Below are 17,025 nucleotides of genomic sequence, written 5' to 3'. Positions count from 1 at the left end.
TTTAGTGCTGAAATGTGATCTGCAGCATTTATTATTCTCTGGTTGTAGAGAATACGGGCGGACTCGCAAAGGCGCAAGCCTTTGGCGGAAATAAATGATTTATCGCTAATCTTGAGGCATGCCGAAAATCGTGGACCATGATCAGCGTCGCCGGGAGATCGTCGAGGTCACGTGGAGATTCATTGCCCGGGAGGGGATCGAGAAACTCAACCTGCGCGACCTGGCTGCTGCCGCCGGATATTCCAACGGCGCCTTCAAGCCCTACTTCCCAACCCGCGATGCGCTGCTGGTAGCGACCTTCCGCTATGTCGCCGAGGCGACCGACAAGCGCATTGCCCGCAAGTGCCAGGGGCAAACGGGAATCGCGGCCATCGAGGCATTTGCACGGGAAGTGCTTCCGCTCGATGAGCTGCGGCGAAATGAAGCGCGCATCGCGGTGCACTTCTGGCATCTGGCCCTCGGGGATCGGGCGCTGGCGGCGGTCAATGCGGGAACCATGGACCGCTGGCGCACGCTGGTTGACCAATGGCTTGAGCAGCTCCTCGGCCCCGACCACCCCACGGCACCCGTGGCGCGCGACTCGATGATCAATTTCCTGATGGGCGCGCAAACCAGCAGCGTGCTCGACGAAGCAGTCAATACCGCCGACGCGCTCGAAGCGCAGCTGCAGTACCGCCTGGAGGCCTTGCGCAGCCTGCGCGCAGCGGAGTAGCTGGATATTCTCCGCACGACGAAAAAAGTGACTTTTCGGCGCGCTCGGCGTACTCTCATTCGTGATGCCCGACACAGTTCCTTGGGCTTCGATGGGGAGGCAGGCATGTATCAACTTCAGCACGTCGATTCGTTCACCGCGTGGTCGCGGCTCATTTCCGACGCCTTCGTGAAGCTGCGCAGCGAGCAGATTTCCAGTGGACATTTCACCGCTACGCTGGGTGCCAACATGCTCGGAGAGATCGGCTTGATGCGCATCCATGCCAAACCCCACGCGGTGAAGCGAACCGAGGACCTGAGCGCCAGCGGCGACGGGGATTTCTACAAGATCTCCTACCAGCTCGATGGCTATGGGCTGCTGATCCAAGATGGCCGCGAAACCTTGCTGGCACCCGGGGACCTGGCGATCTACGATACCCAGCGCCCGTACACTCTGGCCTTCGAGAAACCTGCATCGGTGCTGGTCACCTTGGTTCCGCATGACCTTTTCCGCTTGTCGCAGCAGCAGGTCGGCCAGCTGACCGCGGTTGCGCTCAAGGAATCGCACCCGTTGTCGGGGACCGTCGCACCGCTGCTGCGCCACCTCGGATCCAACCTTTCCCAGTGGGATGAATTCGGCGGCTACCAGCTGGCCCGCAACACCGTGGATCTGCTGGCCACCGCACTGGGCGGCGCGCTCGGCGCCGAATGCCATGGGGACGCCAAGTTGCGCCAACGCGAATTGGTCACCGGCTACATCAATGCGCACCTGGACGACGCCGATTTGGGACCGGCCCGCATCGCGGCCGCCCACTTCATGTCCGTACGCAGCCTGCATGCGCTGTTCGAGCACCAGCCGCTCAGCGTCGCCGCGCTGATCCGCCATCTCAGAATGCGCGAAGCAGCGCGCCTGCTGCGCGACCCGCTCATGGCCGACCTGCCAGTGCAGGCCATCGGATCCCGGGTGGGAATTGCCGATGCCGCGGGCTTCAGCCGCATGTTCTCCAAAGAATTCGGTTCAACCCCGGGCAAATACCGCGACGCCGCCTGAGACGCAGCGGAAGTGCACGCGGTGCCAATGGTCCTGCGCTCAATGCCAACGAAAAGTTCGAGGACTCCGGGATGCTGATATCCAAGAACTCGGATAATGGGGGATCGAATGGGACTCGAACAACGCACGCTCACGGTGCCGGCTCTGGTCGTGATGATCATTGCCGCCAGCGCACCGCTCACCGCCGTGGCTGGCGGCGTGACGACCAACTACGCGGTGACCGGCATGGAATCGGTGCCGCTGTCCTTCCTCATCATCGGTGCCATACTGCTGGTCTTCAGCATCGGCTACACCGCGATGAGCCGCTACATACCAAACGCCGGAGCCTTCTACGCCTACATTGCCCAAGGCCTGGGCGGAGCAGCGGGCGTCGGCGCAGCGATGGTCGCGCTGGTCAGCTACAACCTCATGCAGATCGGCATCTACGGAATGTTCGGGTTCGCCGCCGCATCCTTCGCCAACGCCTCCTTCGGCACCGCCATCCCGTGGTGGGCCATGGCGCTGGTGGCCTGGGCAGTGGTCGGCTTCCTCGGCATGAACCGGGTCGACTTCTCGGTCAAGGTGCTGGGCATCGTCGTCGCCGCTGAATTCCTCGTCGTCATCATCTACAACATCATGGCCTTCGCCTTCGCACCCGAGGCGCCGCAGCCGGCCGCATCCTTCAACGTGGCCGACGCTGTGGCGCCGGGAATGGGCGCGGTCATGGCCTTCACCATCGCCGCATTCATGGGCTTCGAATCCGGAACCATCTACAACGAAGAGGTGAAGGATCCTGTCCGCACTGCCCGGCGTGCCACGATGATCGCGGTCGTCATCATCGCCTGCTTCTACGCGTTCTCGGCCTTCGCCGTAGCTGTCGGCGAAGGTGCCTCGAACGTCATCGGCGCTTCGGCGGAACTCGGACCTGACCTGATCTTCGCTTTCTTCGGCGCCAACGCCCCAGCATGGTTCGTCGATTTGGCCAACATCCTGTTCATCACCAGTTTGTTCGCCGCGCTGCTGGCCTTCCACAACGTCATTGCCCGCTACTTCTACGCCATGGGCCGCGGCGGGGCCCTGCCGAAGTTCCTTGCCATCACCTCGCGCACCACCCACGCGCCGGTGGCCGGCTCGCTGGCGCAGTCAACCCTCGGCCTGGTTGTCATCGCCATCTTCGCGGTGATCTCGCAAGGCAAGGACCCGATGTACGTCGTGTTCACGATGTTCACCTGGATGACCAACTCGGCGGCCTATGGCCTGGTGCTGCTGATGGCGCTGACCTCCTTTGCCGTCATCGGATACTTCAAGCGCAAGCAATCCTCTGAATCCCTGGCCACCCGGGTGATCGCCCCGCTCGTCTCCGGCATTGCGCTGGCCTACGTCTTCGCGCAAATCGTCATCAACTTCGACATCTTGCTTGGCATGGAAGAACCGGGAATGCTCGGTTATGTCCTGCAAGGCATCGTGATCCTGCCCGGCGTCATCGCCTGGGTACTGGCACTGGTCGTCCGCTCGTCGACACGGCGTGCGCCCATGGCCGATGAACTTCCCGTCAGCTAACCACCTAGAACCAAGGAGCTCAAAGATGGCTTACGCAAACGCCCAAGAACTGCTGGACGCGATCCAGCCGGCAACCGGTGGCACCGAAATCCTGGACCCGGCAACCGGTGAACTGGTTGGCCGTGTCGCCGAGCAAAGCGCCGCGGACCTCGACGCCGCGGTCGCCGCGGCAAAGGCCGCCCAACCGGCATGGGATGCCCTGGGCCATGAGGAGCGCAAGCGCCTGCTGAACGCCGCGGCCGACAATATCGAAGCCAATGCCGAGGCACTGGCCGAACTGCTCTCCCGCGAGCAGGGCAAGCCGCTGAACGGCCCGAACGCCCGCTTCGAGGTCGGCGGAGCGGCCGCCTGGCTGCGCGCCGCCACCGCCTATGAGGTCGAGCCGGAAGTCGTTGTGGACGACGGCGAAACCTACGCCGCCAAGCACTACCGCGCACTGGGCGTCGTCGGCGCTATCGGCCCGTGGAACTGGCCAATGATGATCTCCATCTGGCAGCTGGCCCCGAGCCTGCGCATGGGCAACACCGTGGTGATGAAGCCCAGCGAATACACCCCGCTCTCGGTCCTCGCGCTGGTCCATGTGCTCAACGAAGTGCTGCCGGCCCACGTGCTGAACATCGTCGCCGGCGGACGCGAGGTTGGCGAGAAGCTCTCGGGGCATCCGGACATCGCCAAGATCATGTTCACCGGTTCCACTCCTACCGGCAAGGCCATCATCCGCTCCTCGGCCGATACCGTGAAGCGCCTGACCATGGAACTGGGCGGCAACGACGCCGGCATCGTGCTGGAAGACGCCGACCCGCAGGCCATTGCCGAAGACCTGTTCTGGGGTGCCTTCATCAACACCGGCCAGACCTGCGCTGCGCTCAAGCGCCTGTACGTGCCGGAATCGATCTACGATGCGGTTTGCGACGCGCTGGCCAATGTCGCCGCGAAGATGCCGATGGGTGTGGGCCTCGATGAGAACAACGTGCTCGGCCCGCTGCAGAACAAGGCCCAGTACGACATCGTCGCTTCGCTGGTCAAGGACGCCGTGGATTCCGGGGCGAAGGTGCTGCTCGGTGCCAACCCGGACGAGAACGCCGCCGGCTACTTCTACCCGACCACGCTGATTGCCGACATCGACCCGTCGAACCGCCTCGTGGTCGAGGAGCAGTTCGGCCCGGCCCTGCCGATCATCAAGGTCAAGGACACCGCCGAAGCGATCAAGCATGCCAACGCCCTGGAAGTAGGCCTCGGCGCCTCGGTGTGGAGCAGCAACCGCGAGCAGGCACTGGAAGTTGCCGCGCAGATCCAGGCGGGCACCGTATGGATCAACTCCCACGGCACCATTGATCCGCGTATTCCGTTTGGCGGCGCCAAGCAGTCCGGCTATGGCCTGGAATTCGGCCTGGACGGCTTGAAGTCGCTGGCCCAGCCGCAGATCATCAAGGGCTGATATAGGCCAGCCGATCCACCGTCCATGGGCGGTGCCGGTGCCGATCAGGCATCGGGCACCGCCCATGCACTGGCTAATTGATGATCTCGGCAGTTGGATCATTCGTGAGCCGTGCGATGCGTTCACGCCAGTCCTGCAACGCTTCGGGCGACAAGCGCGTCCAGCCATGGACCTCACGGATGACACGGACCGGATGCGCACTGCGGTAGGACCGGGTGGGATTGCCTGGAAATTTCTTATCCGTGACATTCGGGTCATTTTCAAATGGCCCGGTCGGCTCCACCTCATACACGTGCGCAGTGCCGTCCAATGCAGCGATTTCGGCTGCCAATCCTGCGCCATCGGCTAATGCGGTGAAGTAGATGTGGTTCATGATGACTTCGGGCCGATAGTTCGAGGGGAAACCGGGAGATAGCAGATCCCCGGGGCGCAATGCTGCCTTGGTGCCGTGGAAAAAAGGTCCTTGGTCAAGATCCTGGATCATGCGCACTGAGCTTAGCCGATGCACTGGCAGAGCGAAAGAGCAACCCAAGCGTGCCCTGATTGCCGTTGCGGCTTTGCGGGATGAACCAGTCAGTGCACGTATATTGGAGGTGAACCGGCCACCACCACTGGAGATCCCCGCGTGCCCATTTTGAACAAAGACATGTCCCTCTGCATTTCGCTCTCCGGGCGTCCATCGAATATCGGGACGCGTTTCCACAACTACCTGTATGACGAGCTCGGCCTGAACTTCATCTACAAGGCCTTCTCCACCGAGGACCTGCCAGGAGCAATCGCCGGGGTACGTGCCCTGGGCATTCGCGGCTGCTCGGTCTCGATGCCGTTCAAGGAGGAAGTCATGGAACTGGTAGACGAAATCGAGCCTTCTGCAGCTGCCATCGATTCGGTCAACACGATTGTGAATCACGATGGCCGGCTCGTGGCATCGAATACCGACTTCGAAGCGATCGCCGCCCTGATTGACCGCCATGGATTGAATGCGCGCAGCAGCGTCCTGGTGCGCGGTTCCGGCGGCATGGCCAAGGCAGTGGTTGCCGCTTTCCGCGAGGCCGGATTCAGCGACGTGACGGTGCTGGCACGCAATGCGCACGCAGGCAAAGCGCTGGCCGACAAGTACGGCTACCGCCACGCCTCGGCAGATCCAGTTCCAGGCCACCAGATCCTGGTCAACGTCACTCCATTGGGCATGGATGGGGAGAATGCCGAAACGCTGTCGTTCACCGCTGAGCATATTGCTTCGGCACAAAGCATCTTCGACGTGGTCGCCTTCCCCAGCGAAACGCCGCTGATACGTAACGCACGAGACGCTGGCAAGCAGGTCATCACCGGAGCCGAGGTCATCGCGCTGCAAGCCGCGGCGCAGTTCGAGAAGTACACCGGGCACCCGCTGACCGAAGAACAAGTTATGCGCGCGTCGGAGTTCTCGCGCGAATCCTGAATCAGGGGGTGACCAGCCACTTGGCTGGCGCGGCAACCCAACACAGTGAAGGCCCGGCACTTGCGCGCCGGGCCTTCACTGCTGGTCAGCTGCTAACCGCGCAGCACAACCTCAACTTCTTCCATCTGCTGTCCGGCAGGATATTGGCCGTTGAACAGCTTCGAGCCAGCCTCGGTGAGCACCGCCGAGAAACGGGTCTTGACCAAGCCAAAAGCGTTCGAAACGCTGGTTTCGGTAAGCTCGGCAATGGCTACGCGCTCGCCGGCCTCGTCAATGGTGAGGGTGATGCGGTCATCGTGGTTCACGATGCGCGGCTCAATGAGATCCAGCTTCATCATGCCTCCGTGCCCGGAGAAGGAAACACGGCCGTTGAACCAGATTTCATTCTCCGGAACCTCGGTAGCGGGGGAGACTGGGAACGCCAACGCGTTGCCTGCCTGCCACACCCCGTTGGCGGCCTCGATGCGTCCGTCGGCGAGGGAAGAAATGTAGCTCACGAACGAAGCCTTCAGGCCCCATTCAAGATGCGGCTGGAACGGATCGCCTGCTGGCGCGCCACTTCCGATCATGGTCTTTTCCCTCCACAGGATACTGGCGTGAATAAATGCTGTGGCCAGTATTTCACACTGAAGTCAGATCCGGGTTCGCAGTTCTCTGCCAGCTAATCCTTCGTCATCTTGGGCTCGACGAGCGGGCGGTATTCGGCCTGCATGGAGATCTGGGCGTCCTCGTAGCTGGTGCCATCGGGGAGGGTGATGTCCGCAGTGGCCCACGACCCGTTCCAGTACTTGATATCCAGCTCGGTCGGCGAGTATTCCTTGTGGATGTTCGCTTCGAGATTGCTCATCGCGGTGCTGTAGCCGGTGATCCCCAAGACCAGGAAGACGGCTGTCGCGACTGCTGCAAGTCCGGCTGAAATGAACTCGGTGCGGATGGACGAGCGCCGGGCATAGGTCTGCTCCCCGTCACGCAGGCCGGCGAACGCCCTGCGGCGGATCAGCGCGTGAACAGCCAAGGGTACCGCGATCAGCAGGAGGACCACGGACAGCGCCACGGACATGAGCGGAAGGCCGAAGGCTACTGGTAGATACTCATCCATGTACTTACCCTACCCACGTCAGCGCCTGACTTCCAGAGTCAGATCGCCTTCCCCGGGTTCAAGATGCCCTGCGGATCGAACACCGCGCGCAGCCGCCGTTGCAATGCCAGCGAGGTCTCGCCCAGCTCCTCGGCCAGCCAATCCTGCTTGAGCAGGCCGATGCCGTGCTCGCCGGTCAGCGTGCCGCCCAGCAACTGGGCAAGGTGGAACATGTCGCCCAGCGCGGCTTTCGGCGCGCCACTGGTGATCGACTGTCCTTCGGGCACCACGATGATCGGATGCAGGTTGCCGTCGGCGGCATGGGCAATGGTGAAGATCGAAACTCCGCGCTCGTCCTCGATGCGCTGCAGGCCGGCGAACGCCTCGGCCAAGCGGTACCGCGGCACGCCGATATCGCAGATCGAGGCGGTGCCCAGCAGCTCCATGCTCGGGATGGCCTGGCGCCTCGCTTCGATGAGCGCCTGGGCTTGTGCCTCATCGCGGGCAATCTCGATATGCCCGGCCAGCGGGGCAATCGCCTCCTGCAGCGCCTGCATTTCCAGGTGCGCGCCGTAGCCATCGGTCTGCGCGAGCAGCAAGGCGCCGCCGCGCGACTGGTGATCCGTTCCCAGCGCCGCATCCACCGCCTTCAAGGTCTTGCCGCACATCAGCTCCAGCACCGAGGGAGTCAGCCGTTCGGCGATCACCGCCGAGGCGGCCTTTGCCGCGGCATTTTCATCGGGGAAATAGGCGACCAGGGTGGAGGTGTGCTTGGGCTTGGGACGCAGCCGCAGCAGCGCCTCGACCACGATGCCCAGCGTGCCTTCCGAACCGATCATCAGCGCATTCATGTCGTAGCCGGCCACGCCCTTGATGGTCCGCCGCCCGGTGCGCAGCAGCTGCCCGTCGGGCAGCACCACCAGCAAGCTGAGCACCGACTCGCGGGTCACCCCGTACTTGGCGCACCACATGCCCCCGGCGTTGGTGGCGATATTCCCGCCGATGGAGCAGATCGCGGTGCTGGCCGGATCTGGTGCATAGAACAGCCCATGCTCGCCGGCCGCATGGTTCACCGCCGCATTGATCACCCCGGGCTGAACCACTGCGGTGGCTTCCACCGGATCAATCTGAAGGATCTTGTCCATCCGGGACAGATCGAGCACGATCTGCCCAGCCTGCGCGCTGGAACCTGCCGCCAGCCCGGTACCTGCCCCGCGCGGCACGATTATGGCCCCATGCTCATGGGCGAGCTTCATCGCGAGCACCACATCGTCGATGTCCTGCGCGAAGATCACCCCGTCGGCATAGGTTTCGGGCACATAGCCCGAGCGGTCCACGCTGGCCTGCCTGCGATCCTGCTCATCGATCGAGGCCCGGGGATGGGCGTCAAGCACGGGACTCGTTGCGAGGGTGGTCATCTCGATCTCCTTGTTAATGCGCAACTGGCAGGACAGCTGTGCTGTCCTGCCAGTCAGGTGCTATTGAACGAACGTGTCGGCGACGTCCAGGGCCTGCTCGAGGCGATCCAGCGCCTCGATGAGCACCGCATCCGCGATGTTCATCGCAGGCACCACGTGCAGCCGGTTGAAGTTCGCGAAGGGCAGCAGCCCTGCGGCCTTCGCGGCGGCAACCACCTGGTTCATCTCCGGGCTGCTGCCTCCGTAGGCGGCCAGCGGCTCGCGGGTCTCCCGGTTCTTCACCAGCTCGATCGCCCAGAACACGCCGGTTCCGCGCACTTCGCCCACGGAAGGATGCTCGGCGGCGAACTGCGCCAGGCGCGGCCCGATGATCTCTTCTCCCAGCCGCTTGGCGTTTTCCACCATGCCCTCATCCTCCATCGCGGTGATGGTGGCGACCGCGGCCGCGCAGGCCAGCGGGTGGCCCGAGTAGGTCAGCCCGCCCGGGTAGGCCCGCTCGCGGAAGGTCTCGAAGATTTCCGGGCTGATCGCCACCCCGCCCAGCGGCACATAGCCGGAGTTCACGCCCTTGGCGAAGGTGAGCAGATCCGGGACGATGTCCCAGTGGTTGACCGCGAACCATTCGCCCGAGCGGCCGAAACCGGCCATGACCTCGTCGGCGATGTGCACGATGCCGTACTTGCGGGTCAGCTCGCGCACCCCGGCCATGTAGCCGGCCGGCGGCAGGTAGATGCCTGCGGTGCCCGGGATGGACTCCAGGATCAGCGCGGCGATGTTCGACGGGCCCTCCAGGATGATCGTGTCTTCCAGGTGCTTCAGCGCGCGCTCGGTCTCCTCGGCCTCCGTTGCCGACCCGAAGTAGGAGCGGTACGGGTAGGCCGGGAAGAAGTGCACGATGCCGTCCGCGCCATGGTCCGAGGCGAAGCGCCGCGGGTCGCCGGTGATGTTCACCGCCAGGTGCGTGCCGCCGTGGTATGAGCGGTACGCGGAGAGCACCTTGTGCCTGCCGGTGTGCAGCCGCGCCATGCGCACCGCATGCTCCACCGCATCCGCCCCGCCGTTGGTGAAGAAGATCTTGTCCAGCTGCCCCGGGGTGTGCTGGGCGATCAGCCTGGCCGCCTCGGAGCGCGCGACGTTCACATGCTGCGGGGCGATCGTGGCGATCCTGCCCGCCTGCTCCTGGATCGCTGCGATGACCTTCGGGTGCTGGTGGCCGATGTTCGTGTTCACCAGCTGGCTGGAGAGGTCGATGAGCTTGTTGCCCTCCCCGTCCCACACGTACGAGCCCTCGGTCTTGAGGATCGTCATCGGGGTGAACGGGCCCTGGGCCTGCCAGGAGTGGAAGACGTGCTCGCGGTCCAGCTCGTAGGCGCGCTGGCCTGCAGCGATCTGGTCGCTGGTGATGTCGCTGATTTCGGTAGTCATGGTTCCTAGTCGTTCTGCGGGAAGCCGAGGTTGATGCCGCCGTGGCTTGGATCCAGCCAGCGCTTGGTGATCACCTTGTTGCGGGTGAAGAACTTGAAGCCCTCCGGGCCGTAGGCGTGCTGGTCGCCGAACAGCGAGGCCTTCCAGCCGCCGAAGGAGTGGTAGCCCACGGGGACCGGGATCGGCACGTTGACCCCGACCATGCCCACCTGGATCTCGTCCTCGAAGCGGCGGGCCGCGCCGCCGTCATTGGTGAAGATCGCGGTGCCGTTGCCGTACGGCGAGGAGTTGATCAGCTCGATGCCCTCGTTGAAGCTGTCCACGCGGACCACCGAAAGCACCGGGCCGAAGATCTCCTCGGTGTAGATGGACATGTCCGTGCCGACCTTGTCGAACATCGTCGGGTGCAGGAAGAAGCCCTCGCCATCGGCGTCCACCGTGCCGGTGCGGCCATCGAGCACCAGCTCGGCGCCGGCAGCGACGCCTGCATCGATGTAGCCGGCCACCTTCGCCTTGTGCTCGCCGGTGATCAGCGGGCCCATGTCGCAGCCGCGGGTGCCATCGCCCACGCGCAGCGTCTTGGCGCGTTCGGCGATCTTGGCTACCAGCTCATCGGCGATGGTGTCGAGTGCGACGACCACGGAGATCGCCATGCAGCGCTCGCCGGCCGCGCCGAAGCCCGCGTTGACCGCCATGTCGGCGGCCAGGTCCAGGTCGGCATCCGGCAGCACCAGCATGTGGTTCTTCGCGCCGCCGAAGGCCTGCACCCGCTTGTTGTGGGCGGTTCCGGTGGAGTAGACGTACTGCGCGATCGGGGTGGAGCCCACGAAGGACACCGAGTTCACCCGCGGATCGGTCAGCAGCGTGTCCACCGCTTCCTTGTCGCCGTGCACCACGTTCAGCACGCCCTCGGGCAGACCGGCCTCGGTGAACAGCTCGGCCAGCCAGTTGGCGGCCGACGGGTCCTTCTCCGATGGCTTGAGCACCACGGTGTTGCCCGCGGCAATGGCCACCGGGAAGAACCACAGCGGCACCATGGCCGGGAAGTTGAAGGGGGAGATGATGGCCGAGACGCCCACCGGCTGGCGCAGGGACTGCACGTCGATGCCGGTGGAGGCGTTCTGCGAGAACTCGCCCTTGAGCAGGTAGGGGGCGTTGCAGCACAGCTCGACGACCTCCAGGCCGCGGGCCACCTCGCCCAGCGCGTCATCCAGCACCTTGCCGTGCTCGGCGGTGATGATCGCCGCCAGCTCGCCCTTGCGCTCGGCCAGCAGCTGGCGGAAGTTGAACATGATCGCGGTGCGGCGGGCCAGCGAGGTGTCGCGCCAGCCCGGGAAGGCTGCCGCGGCGGCGGCAATCGCGTGCTCGGTGGTGGCCTTGGAGGCCAGCGCCACGTGGCGGGAGACCTCGCCGGTGGCGGGGTTGTAGACCTTGCCGGTGCGGTCATCGGCGGAGTAGCTGGCGTTGTTGATCCAGTGCTGCAAGGTGTCGGTCAGCGTTGCGGTCATCGTATCGGCCTTTCGAAGTTGGGTGCCTGCATTCATCATGGGTCATGGATGTGAGGGGCAACACCATCACTGTGTCATGATTTAAGCACTATCGATGACGGAGTGTAAAAAATGCTAACGGTGAACGACGTGCTGCACCTGCCGGTGGTGCAGGCCGCCGACCCCCAGGTGCTCTGCGCCGCCGGGATGGACGCGCAGCTGCGCTGGGTGCACGTCACCGAATCCACCGAGAACATCGACCTGTTGCTGGGCCGCGAGCTGATCCTCACCACCCTGCGCAACGTGAGCGATGTGCGCGCCTTCATCACCGCGCTGCGCGAGGCCGGAGCGGTCGGGGTGATCATCGAGGACTTGTCGGGCGCCGAGCTGGATGTCGCCGACCTGGGCCTGCCGGTCATCGCCCTGCGCACCACCACCCGTTTCGTCTCGATCACCGAGGTCATCCACCAGAAGCTCGTGGCCGAGCAGCTCGAGGCCGTGCAGTTCTCCCGCACGGTGCACGAAATCTACACCGGGCTCTCGCTGACCGAGGCCGACGAGGCGCAGATCGTGGCCCGCACCGCGCAGCTGCTCTCGGCCCCCGTGGTGCTCGAAGATGTCCGCCACCATGTGCTCGCCGAGTCCGGCGCGCAACTGGAAGACTGGATCACCCGCTCCCGTTTCGTCGGCTACCTGGAGCACACCGGGCGCGCCACCGGCGCCGAGAACTGGCTGCAGACCCCGGTCGGGGCGGTGCGCAGCCGGTGGGGCCGGCTGATCGTCCCGGCCGTGCTGGATGACGACGACCGCGCCGCCCTGGTCCTGGAACGTGCCGGCCAGGCGCTGACCATCGCCCGGCTTTCCGGCCGCGACCAGCGCGAACGGCTCTACCAGGCCCGAACCTCCACGCTGCACGAACTGCAGTCGGGGCACAGCTACAGCGACAAGGACATCGCCATCCGCACCCAGGCCCTGGGCCTGGCCGCCGCCCCCTACTACGTCCCGGTGGTCATCTCGCTGGCCGGATCCGGCACGCCCACCGAAACCCAGCTGGCCGACCGCGCCCTGCTCGAAGTGCTCGACCAGCTCGCCGACGCCCAGCACCTGGGCATCCTGGCCGGCTCGCTCAAGCCCGGGTATCTGGGGCTGATCCTGCCGCTGCGCGCCCGCGAACTGGTGGACTCCACCCTGCAGGGCTTCACCCGGCGGCTGGCCGAGCAGCTCACCGCCCCGGTGGCCATCGGCGTGGGCCCCGAAGGCACGCTGGCCACCAGCATCGCCGGGCTGGAAGAGGCCGCGCACGTCGCGCAGATCGTCCCGCACCTGCCCACCCGCGCCCAGCCCTATTACCGCTTCGCCGACCTGCGCCTGCGCGGGGTGCTTTCGGCCATGGGCGGCGACCCGCGGATGCGTTCCTTCGCGCAAGCCGAGCTCGCCGGCCTGCTCAACCCGGTCGATCACCAGGGACTCGACCTGCTCGATCTCTACCTGGCCCACGGCGGGAACAAGACCGCACTGGCCAAGGCCGGCTACCTTTCGCGGCCGACCCTGTATTCCCGGCTGGCCAAGCTCGAAGCAAAGCTGGGGGTGCAGCTGGACTCCGCCGAATCCCGGGCCTCGCTGCAGGTCGCGCTGCTCTGGTACCGCATGCACGGCTGAGGTTTTCCACATTCCGCCCCGGCGTACCAGCGGCATGGCGTTTCGGGCGCAAGCTGGTTTCCATGAGCACAGACATCGCGCAAGCACTGAAGGACCTGGCCAACGCCAAAGCGTTGGCCGCTTCAGCGACCCGGCGCCTGGCCCACGCGGGTCTCACCGCAGGCCACGCCGCCTATTTCGCGCTGCTCACCGAAGACTTGGCCCAAGAACTCACCCGCACCCAGGTCCACGCGGCTGCCGCACTGCGCAGCACCGGCGCCCACAAGCTCGACCAGGAATCCTTCCAGGCCATCACCGACCTCGGGCCCGACCCCACCATCGAGGAGATCGACGCGGCGAAGGGGCGCACCACCACCGGCCGCACGCACTTCAAGGACGCCAAAGGGCTGATGACCGGATGGCTGGATATCCCGCGCAGCACCGCGGCCGCCCGGCTGGTGCAGGCCGACTGCCTGCTCGGCGGCGTAGACGAAGCAGGGCAACCAACTGCTCCGTGGCTGCCCGAGCTCGCCGCCCAGTTCCAGGACCCGAACATCGATCCGCGGCTGGTTGCCTCGGCGGCGATGAAGCTGCATTCGGTGCGCAAGGACCTGGGCGAAGGCAATGCGGCCGAAGTGAAGAAGCAGCAGCTGCAGGCCGAGTCCGCGGCGTTCCTGCGGTCGGAGCCGAAGTCGGCGCGCAAGCACATCAACGACCTGGTCGCGCAGGTCAAGGCCGGCAAGCGCCCGCTCAAGGCCCTGCTGGACGGGATCGGGATCTTCAAGCGAGGCATGCGCAAAGGCCTGGTGGAATACCTCTTCCGTGTTCTTCCCTCGCAATCCGCATACATCGATGCGTATTTCGCGAATCTGGATAATCCTTCCACGGTTGCCGGCAACCGGCAGGGCTTGAAGGACGTGGATGCCCAGTTCACCGGTGAGGAAACCAGTGGCTGGGATGATGAGGGCAGCAAGCCCGACTGGGCGAAAGACAGACCCGGTGACGAGGACGTCGAGGATGACCCGCCAGAAGAAGGACTCAATCCAGACGCAGAGGATCCCCATTCCCAAGCGGACGATCATCGGCCAGAAGGCGAAGACGAGGAGCACCAACCAGAAGGTGATAGTTCCGAACCGGAGCCGGCAAGCGGTGAATGGGAAGATCTGAAACCCGAGCGGCGGCGGCTTGTCGGTTTCATGGCTTTGCTGATGAGCGAACGGAAACCGAATGGCAGCCCGCCGGACCAGCAGGCCGGGCTGGCCAGCTCGCAGGTGAGCATCATTCTGGATTGGGAGAAGCTGCAACAGAAAATGGAGGATTTCGCGGTGACTTCCTCGGGGATCCTGCTCTCCCCGGGCGAGGCCAGGACAGCATTGTGCACTGCGGGAATTCTCCCGGTGGTGCTCAACGGCAAGAGCCTGCCGTTGGATCTGGGACGGACCCAGCGGCTGTTCTCCAAGGCGCAAGTGCGTGCTTTGCGGGCAGCCTATCGGGGGTGTTCGTATCCTGGGTGCAGCATGCCTGCACAACGATGCGAAGCGGATCATCTGGATCCGTGGGAGAAGGGCGGACGGACCGATATCAAGTCTGCGGTGTTGAATTGCTTGATTCACCATACGGCCAGGCATTGCGGGTTGTTCCAAGCGGTGAAAATCCCTGGCAGCCGGCCGATGGTGCTGCTGCCGCCGGAGTTGGATCCAGAGCAGAAATTGCGCGTCAACACGTATTTCATGACGCCGGCCGAGGCGTTGGAGGCTGAGGCGTTGGCGGAGGAGACCACTGCGCGGTGGCGTGCGGGATTGCTGGACGTCGAAATCGCCGAGCCTTAAGACTCCTTCCCATACGGCCAGCGCACATCCTCGCCAACCTCATCGGACCACTGGGCGATCCAGACACCGGTGCCTTCAGAGGCATCGCGGACCCCTTCTTCCAGCCACTGGAACTTGCCGTCCAGCAGGTCGGCGGCGAGCTGCCCGTCGGAATGCGTCGTGTTGTTCCAGAGCTTCTCGAAGTGCATCTCGCAGCGTTGCGCAGCTTGCTCGCAGAAGGCCAGAGCAAGGCGCTGCGCCGAGTCGCGCTGTGCAGCAGGAGACTGCGGCAGCGCGGTGGTCTTGGCAATCACGGCGGACATGGCGAACAGCTCCGCGCCGATATCCACGATATGGCCGAGGAAAACCTGCTGCTTTTCCATGCCTGCCTGCCAGCGTGCCATGCCGGCGAACGTCTGCCGAGCGAGCCGGCGCGAGGTCCGTTCCACATAGCGCAGATGCTTCGCCAAGGGGCCATGCCCGGAATAGGACGTCGGCACCGAGCCTGCGCCCACGGCGAGCTTGGGCAGCCAGCGGGCATAGAATCCCGACGCGGATGCCGCGGCCCGAGCCTTTTCCTCCATGCTCGCCCCGGCACGAGCCAGGTCTCCCGCGGCCTGCAGGTGGGTATCCACCGCCTCGCGGGCAATCAGCAGGTGCATGATTTCGGTGGAGCCCTCGAAGATGCGGTTGATCCGCAGATCGCGCAACAGCTGCTCCACCGGCACCGCCCGCTCGCCGCGCGCCGCTTGGGACCGGGCGGTCTCGAAGCCGCGGCCGCCACGGATCTGCAACAGCTCATCGGCGATCGTGCACGCGACCTCCGAAGCCCAGAGCTTGGCCAGGGCCGCTTCGATGCGGATATCCTTCGTGCCGGCATCGGCCAGCCGGGCCGAAACCTCGAAAACCGCTTCCAGCGCATAGCTGCTGGCAGCAATGTAGGCGAGCTTGCCGGCGACGGCCTGGTGCTTGCCGACCGGCTTGCCCCACTGCACTCGCGCCGCGGACCATTCGCGGGCAATCTTCGTGGACCATTTGCCGGCCCCGGCGCACATCGCCGGAATGGACAGGCGCCCGGTATTCAAGGTGCTCAGCGCGATCTTCAGTCCCGAGCCTTCCTTGCCCAGCCGGTTGGCCACCGGGACGCGCACCTCGCGGAAGCGTGTCACCCCGTTCTCGATGCCGCGCAGGCCCATGAACTGGTTGCGGTTCTCCACGACGATGCCCTCGGTATCAGCCTCGACGATGAAGGCGGTGATTCCTCCGCGGCCCGCCGGCTCTTCACCCGCGGCCTCGTGCGGCTGCACCGCGGCCATCACCACCAGCAGCTCGGCGACCACCCCGTTGGTGGTCCACAGCTTTGCGCCGTCCAGGAGATAGTGGGTGCCGTCGTCGCTGAGCCGGGCCGTGGTGCCCAACCGGGCAGGGTCCGAACCGACATCATTCTCGGTGAGCAGGAAGGCGCTGATTGCTCCGGCCGCGCAGCGCGGCAGGTATTCGCGTTTTTGCTCCTCGGTGCCGAAGGACTTCACCGGCTCGGGGACGCCAATGGACTGATGGGCCGAAAGCAGCGCGCCGAGCGCGGGGCACACCACGCCGACCCGCATGAGTGCCCGGCCGTAGTCCAGCAGGCTCAGCCCCAGCCCGCCGTATTCAATCGGGATCTTCATGCCGAAGGCGCCGATGCGGCGCAGCTGGGCAATGTACTCATCGGGGATGCGTGCCTCGGCTTCGATGCGTTCCGGGTCGATGGAATCGAGCACCGCTTCGAGCTGCGGCAGGAAGGCCTGGCCGCGTTCCGGGTGCACGGCTCCCGGCAGCGGTTCGATCAGCGAGAAGTCCACTGCCCCCATGTACAGGCCCTTGGCGAAGCTGGGGCGGTTGAACTGCTCGCGGGATTCCTCGGCGATTTGCCGGGACGTGTCGGCGTTGGCTTGCATGGCGATCCCCTTTTGGCTCGGCGATCGGCCGCGGCGCCATCGCCTGGTGGCACCAGCGTAGCCCCGAATCCG

The 17,025-nt window shown here is 64.9% G+C and carries 14 protein-coding genes; 7 read left to right on the top strand and 7 right to left on the bottom strand.

Going from position 1 to position 17,025, the window contains the following annotated elements:
- Window positions 1-130 precede the first annotated feature (130 nt).
- From ACR9WD_RS12745 to ACR9WD_RS12730, 4 genes are all read left to right on the top strand, one after another.
- Window positions 131-712, top strand: coding sequence for a TetR/AcrR family transcriptional regulator (locus ACR9WD_RS12745; RefSeq protein WP_210416645.1), 582 nt, complete (start codon window positions 131-133; stop codon window positions 710-712).
- 105 nt (window positions 713-817) lie between these two features.
- A complete protein-coding gene (locus ACR9WD_RS12740; protein ID WP_038990270.1) occupies window positions 818-1,741 on the top strand; it encodes a helix-turn-helix domain-containing protein in 924 nt (307 codons plus the stop codon).
- 108 nt (window positions 1,742-1,849) lie between these two features.
- Complete coding sequence (locus tag ACR9WD_RS12735) at window positions 1,850-3,280, top strand: APC family permease (RefSeq protein WP_434922156.1); 1,431 nt, start codon at window positions 1,850-1,852, stop codon at window positions 3,278-3,280.
- A gap of 25 nt (window positions 3,281-3,305) precedes the next feature.
- Window positions 3,306-4,718: an aldehyde dehydrogenase family protein gene (locus tag ACR9WD_RS12730; RefSeq protein WP_434922155.1), complete on the top strand. Its 1,413-nt coding sequence runs from the start codon at window positions 3,306-3,308 to the stop codon at window positions 4,716-4,718.
- A gap of 73 nt (window positions 4,719-4,791) precedes the next feature.
- Here the strand turns inward: ACR9WD_RS12730 and arr are convergent, their stop codons facing one another.
- Window positions 4,792-5,202: an NAD(+)--rifampin ADP-ribosyltransferase gene (gene arr, locus ACR9WD_RS12725; protein WP_073708002.1), complete on the bottom strand. Its 411-nt coding sequence runs from the start codon at window positions 5,200-5,202 to the stop codon at window positions 4,792-4,794.
- A 141-nt stretch (window positions 5,203-5,343) separates the two neighbouring features.
- On the opposite strand from arr, the gene ACR9WD_RS12720 reads away from it, so the two are divergent.
- Window positions 5,344-6,159 carry a shikimate 5-dehydrogenase gene (locus tag ACR9WD_RS12720; RefSeq protein WP_066141203.1) on the top strand — a complete coding sequence of 272 codons (816 nt, stop codon included), beginning with the start codon at window positions 5,344-5,346 and terminating at the stop codon, window positions 6,157-6,159.
- 92 nt (window positions 6,160-6,251) lie between these two features.
- Here the strand turns inward: ACR9WD_RS12720 and ACR9WD_RS12715 are convergent, their stop codons facing one another.
- The 5 genes from ACR9WD_RS12715 to ACR9WD_RS12695 form a co-directional block, all read right to left on the bottom strand.
- Complete coding sequence (locus tag ACR9WD_RS12715) at window positions 6,252-6,728, bottom strand: HtaA domain-containing protein (protein WP_066141200.1); 477 nt, start codon at window positions 6,726-6,728, stop codon at window positions 6,252-6,254.
- A 92-nt stretch (window positions 6,729-6,820) separates the two neighbouring features.
- Window positions 6,821-7,258 carry a hypothetical protein gene (locus ACR9WD_RS12710; RefSeq protein ID WP_073708003.1) on the bottom strand — a complete coding sequence of 146 codons (438 nt, stop codon included), beginning with the start codon at window positions 7,256-7,258 and terminating at the stop codon, window positions 6,821-6,823.
- A gap of 38 nt (window positions 7,259-7,296) precedes the next feature.
- Window positions 7,297-8,655, bottom strand: a complete 1,359-nt coding sequence (locus tag ACR9WD_RS12705) for an FAD-binding oxidoreductase (RefSeq protein WP_434922154.1) — start codon at window positions 8,653-8,655, stop codon at window positions 7,297-7,299.
- A gap of 60 nt (window positions 8,656-8,715) precedes the next feature.
- Window positions 8,716-10,080, bottom strand: a complete 1,365-nt coding sequence (locus tag ACR9WD_RS12700; protein ID WP_434922153.1) for an aspartate aminotransferase family protein — start codon at window positions 10,078-10,080, stop codon at window positions 8,716-8,718.
- Between the two features lie 5 nt (window positions 10,081-10,085).
- Window positions 10,086-11,588, bottom strand: a complete 1,503-nt coding sequence (locus tag ACR9WD_RS12695; protein WP_434922152.1) for a CoA-acylating methylmalonate-semialdehyde dehydrogenase — start codon at window positions 11,586-11,588, stop codon at window positions 10,086-10,088.
- 111 nt (window positions 11,589-11,699) lie between these two features.
- Between ACR9WD_RS12695 and ACR9WD_RS12690 the strand changes: the two genes are divergently transcribed.
- Together ACR9WD_RS12690 and ACR9WD_RS12685 are read left to right on the top strand one after the other, a co-directional pair.
- Window positions 11,700-13,226, top strand: a complete 1,527-nt coding sequence (locus ACR9WD_RS12690) for a PucR family transcriptional regulator (RefSeq protein WP_434922151.1) — start codon at window positions 11,700-11,702, stop codon at window positions 13,224-13,226.
- A 62-nt stretch (window positions 13,227-13,288) separates the two neighbouring features.
- Window positions 13,289-15,034, top strand: coding sequence for a DUF222 domain-containing protein (locus tag ACR9WD_RS12685; RefSeq protein ID WP_434922150.1), 1,746 nt, complete (start codon window positions 13,289-13,291; stop codon window positions 15,032-15,034).
- On the opposite strand, the gene ACR9WD_RS12680 is transcribed toward ACR9WD_RS12685, so the two are convergent.
- Entirely contained in the window at window positions 15,031-16,953 is a 1,923-nt protein-coding gene (locus ACR9WD_RS12680) for an acyl-CoA dehydrogenase family protein (RefSeq protein ID WP_052253592.1), read from the bottom strand. The two genes, ACR9WD_RS12685 and ACR9WD_RS12680, sit on opposite strands and share 4 nt — an antisense overlap.
- Window positions 16,954-17,025 lie beyond the last annotated feature (72 nt).

It is taken from the genome of Glutamicibacter sp. PAEs-4 (assembly GCF_051161755.1).
In the GTDB taxonomy this organism is placed as follows: domain Bacteria; phylum Actinomycetota; class Actinomycetes; order Actinomycetales; family Micrococcaceae; genus Glutamicibacter; species Glutamicibacter nicotianae.
This window is presented reverse-complemented; position numbering and strand designations above follow the sequence as displayed.

Coding starts and splice junctions, on each gene's coding strand:
- ACR9WD_RS12740 (WP_038990270.1), top strand. CDS start 818: ATGTATCAACTTCAGCACGTCGATTCGTTCACCGCGTGGTCGCGGCTC.
- ACR9WD_RS12735 (WP_434922156.1), top strand. CDS start 1,850: ATGGGACTCGAACAACGCACGCTCACGGTGCCGGCTCTGGTCGTGATG.
- ACR9WD_RS12730 (WP_434922155.1), top strand. CDS start 3,306: ATGGCTTACGCAAACGCCCAAGAACTGCTGGACGCGATCCAGCCGGCA.
- arr (WP_073708002.1), bottom strand. CDS start 5,202: ATGATCCAGGATCTTGACCAAGGACCTTTTTTCCACGGCACCAAGGCA.
- ACR9WD_RS12715 (WP_066141200.1), bottom strand. CDS start 6,728: ATGATCGGAAGTGGCGCGCCAGCAGGCGATCCGTTCCAGCCGCATCTT.
- ACR9WD_RS12710 (WP_073708003.1), bottom strand. CDS start 7,258: ATGGATGAGTATCTACCAGTAGCCTTCGGCCTTCCGCTCATGTCCGTG.
- ACR9WD_RS12705 (WP_434922154.1), bottom strand. CDS start 8,655: ATGACCACCCTCGCAACGAGTCCCGTGCTTGACGCCCATCCCCGGGCC.
- ACR9WD_RS12700 (WP_434922153.1), bottom strand. CDS start 10,080: ATGACTACCGAAATCAGCGACATCACCAGCGACCAGATCGCTGCAGGC.
- ACR9WD_RS12695 (WP_434922152.1), bottom strand. CDS start 11,588: ATGACCGCAACGCTGACCGACACCTTGCAGCACTGGATCAACAACGCC.
- ACR9WD_RS12690 (WP_434922151.1), top strand. CDS start 11,700: ATGCTAACGGTGAACGACGTGCTGCACCTGCCGGTGGTGCAGGCCGCC.
- ACR9WD_RS12685 (WP_434922150.1), top strand. CDS start 13,289: ATGAGCACAGACATCGCGCAAGCACTGAAGGACCTGGCCAACGCCAAA.
- ACR9WD_RS12680 (WP_052253592.1), bottom strand. CDS start 16,953: ATGCAAGCCAACGCCGACACGTCCCGGCAAATCGCCGAGGAATCCCGC.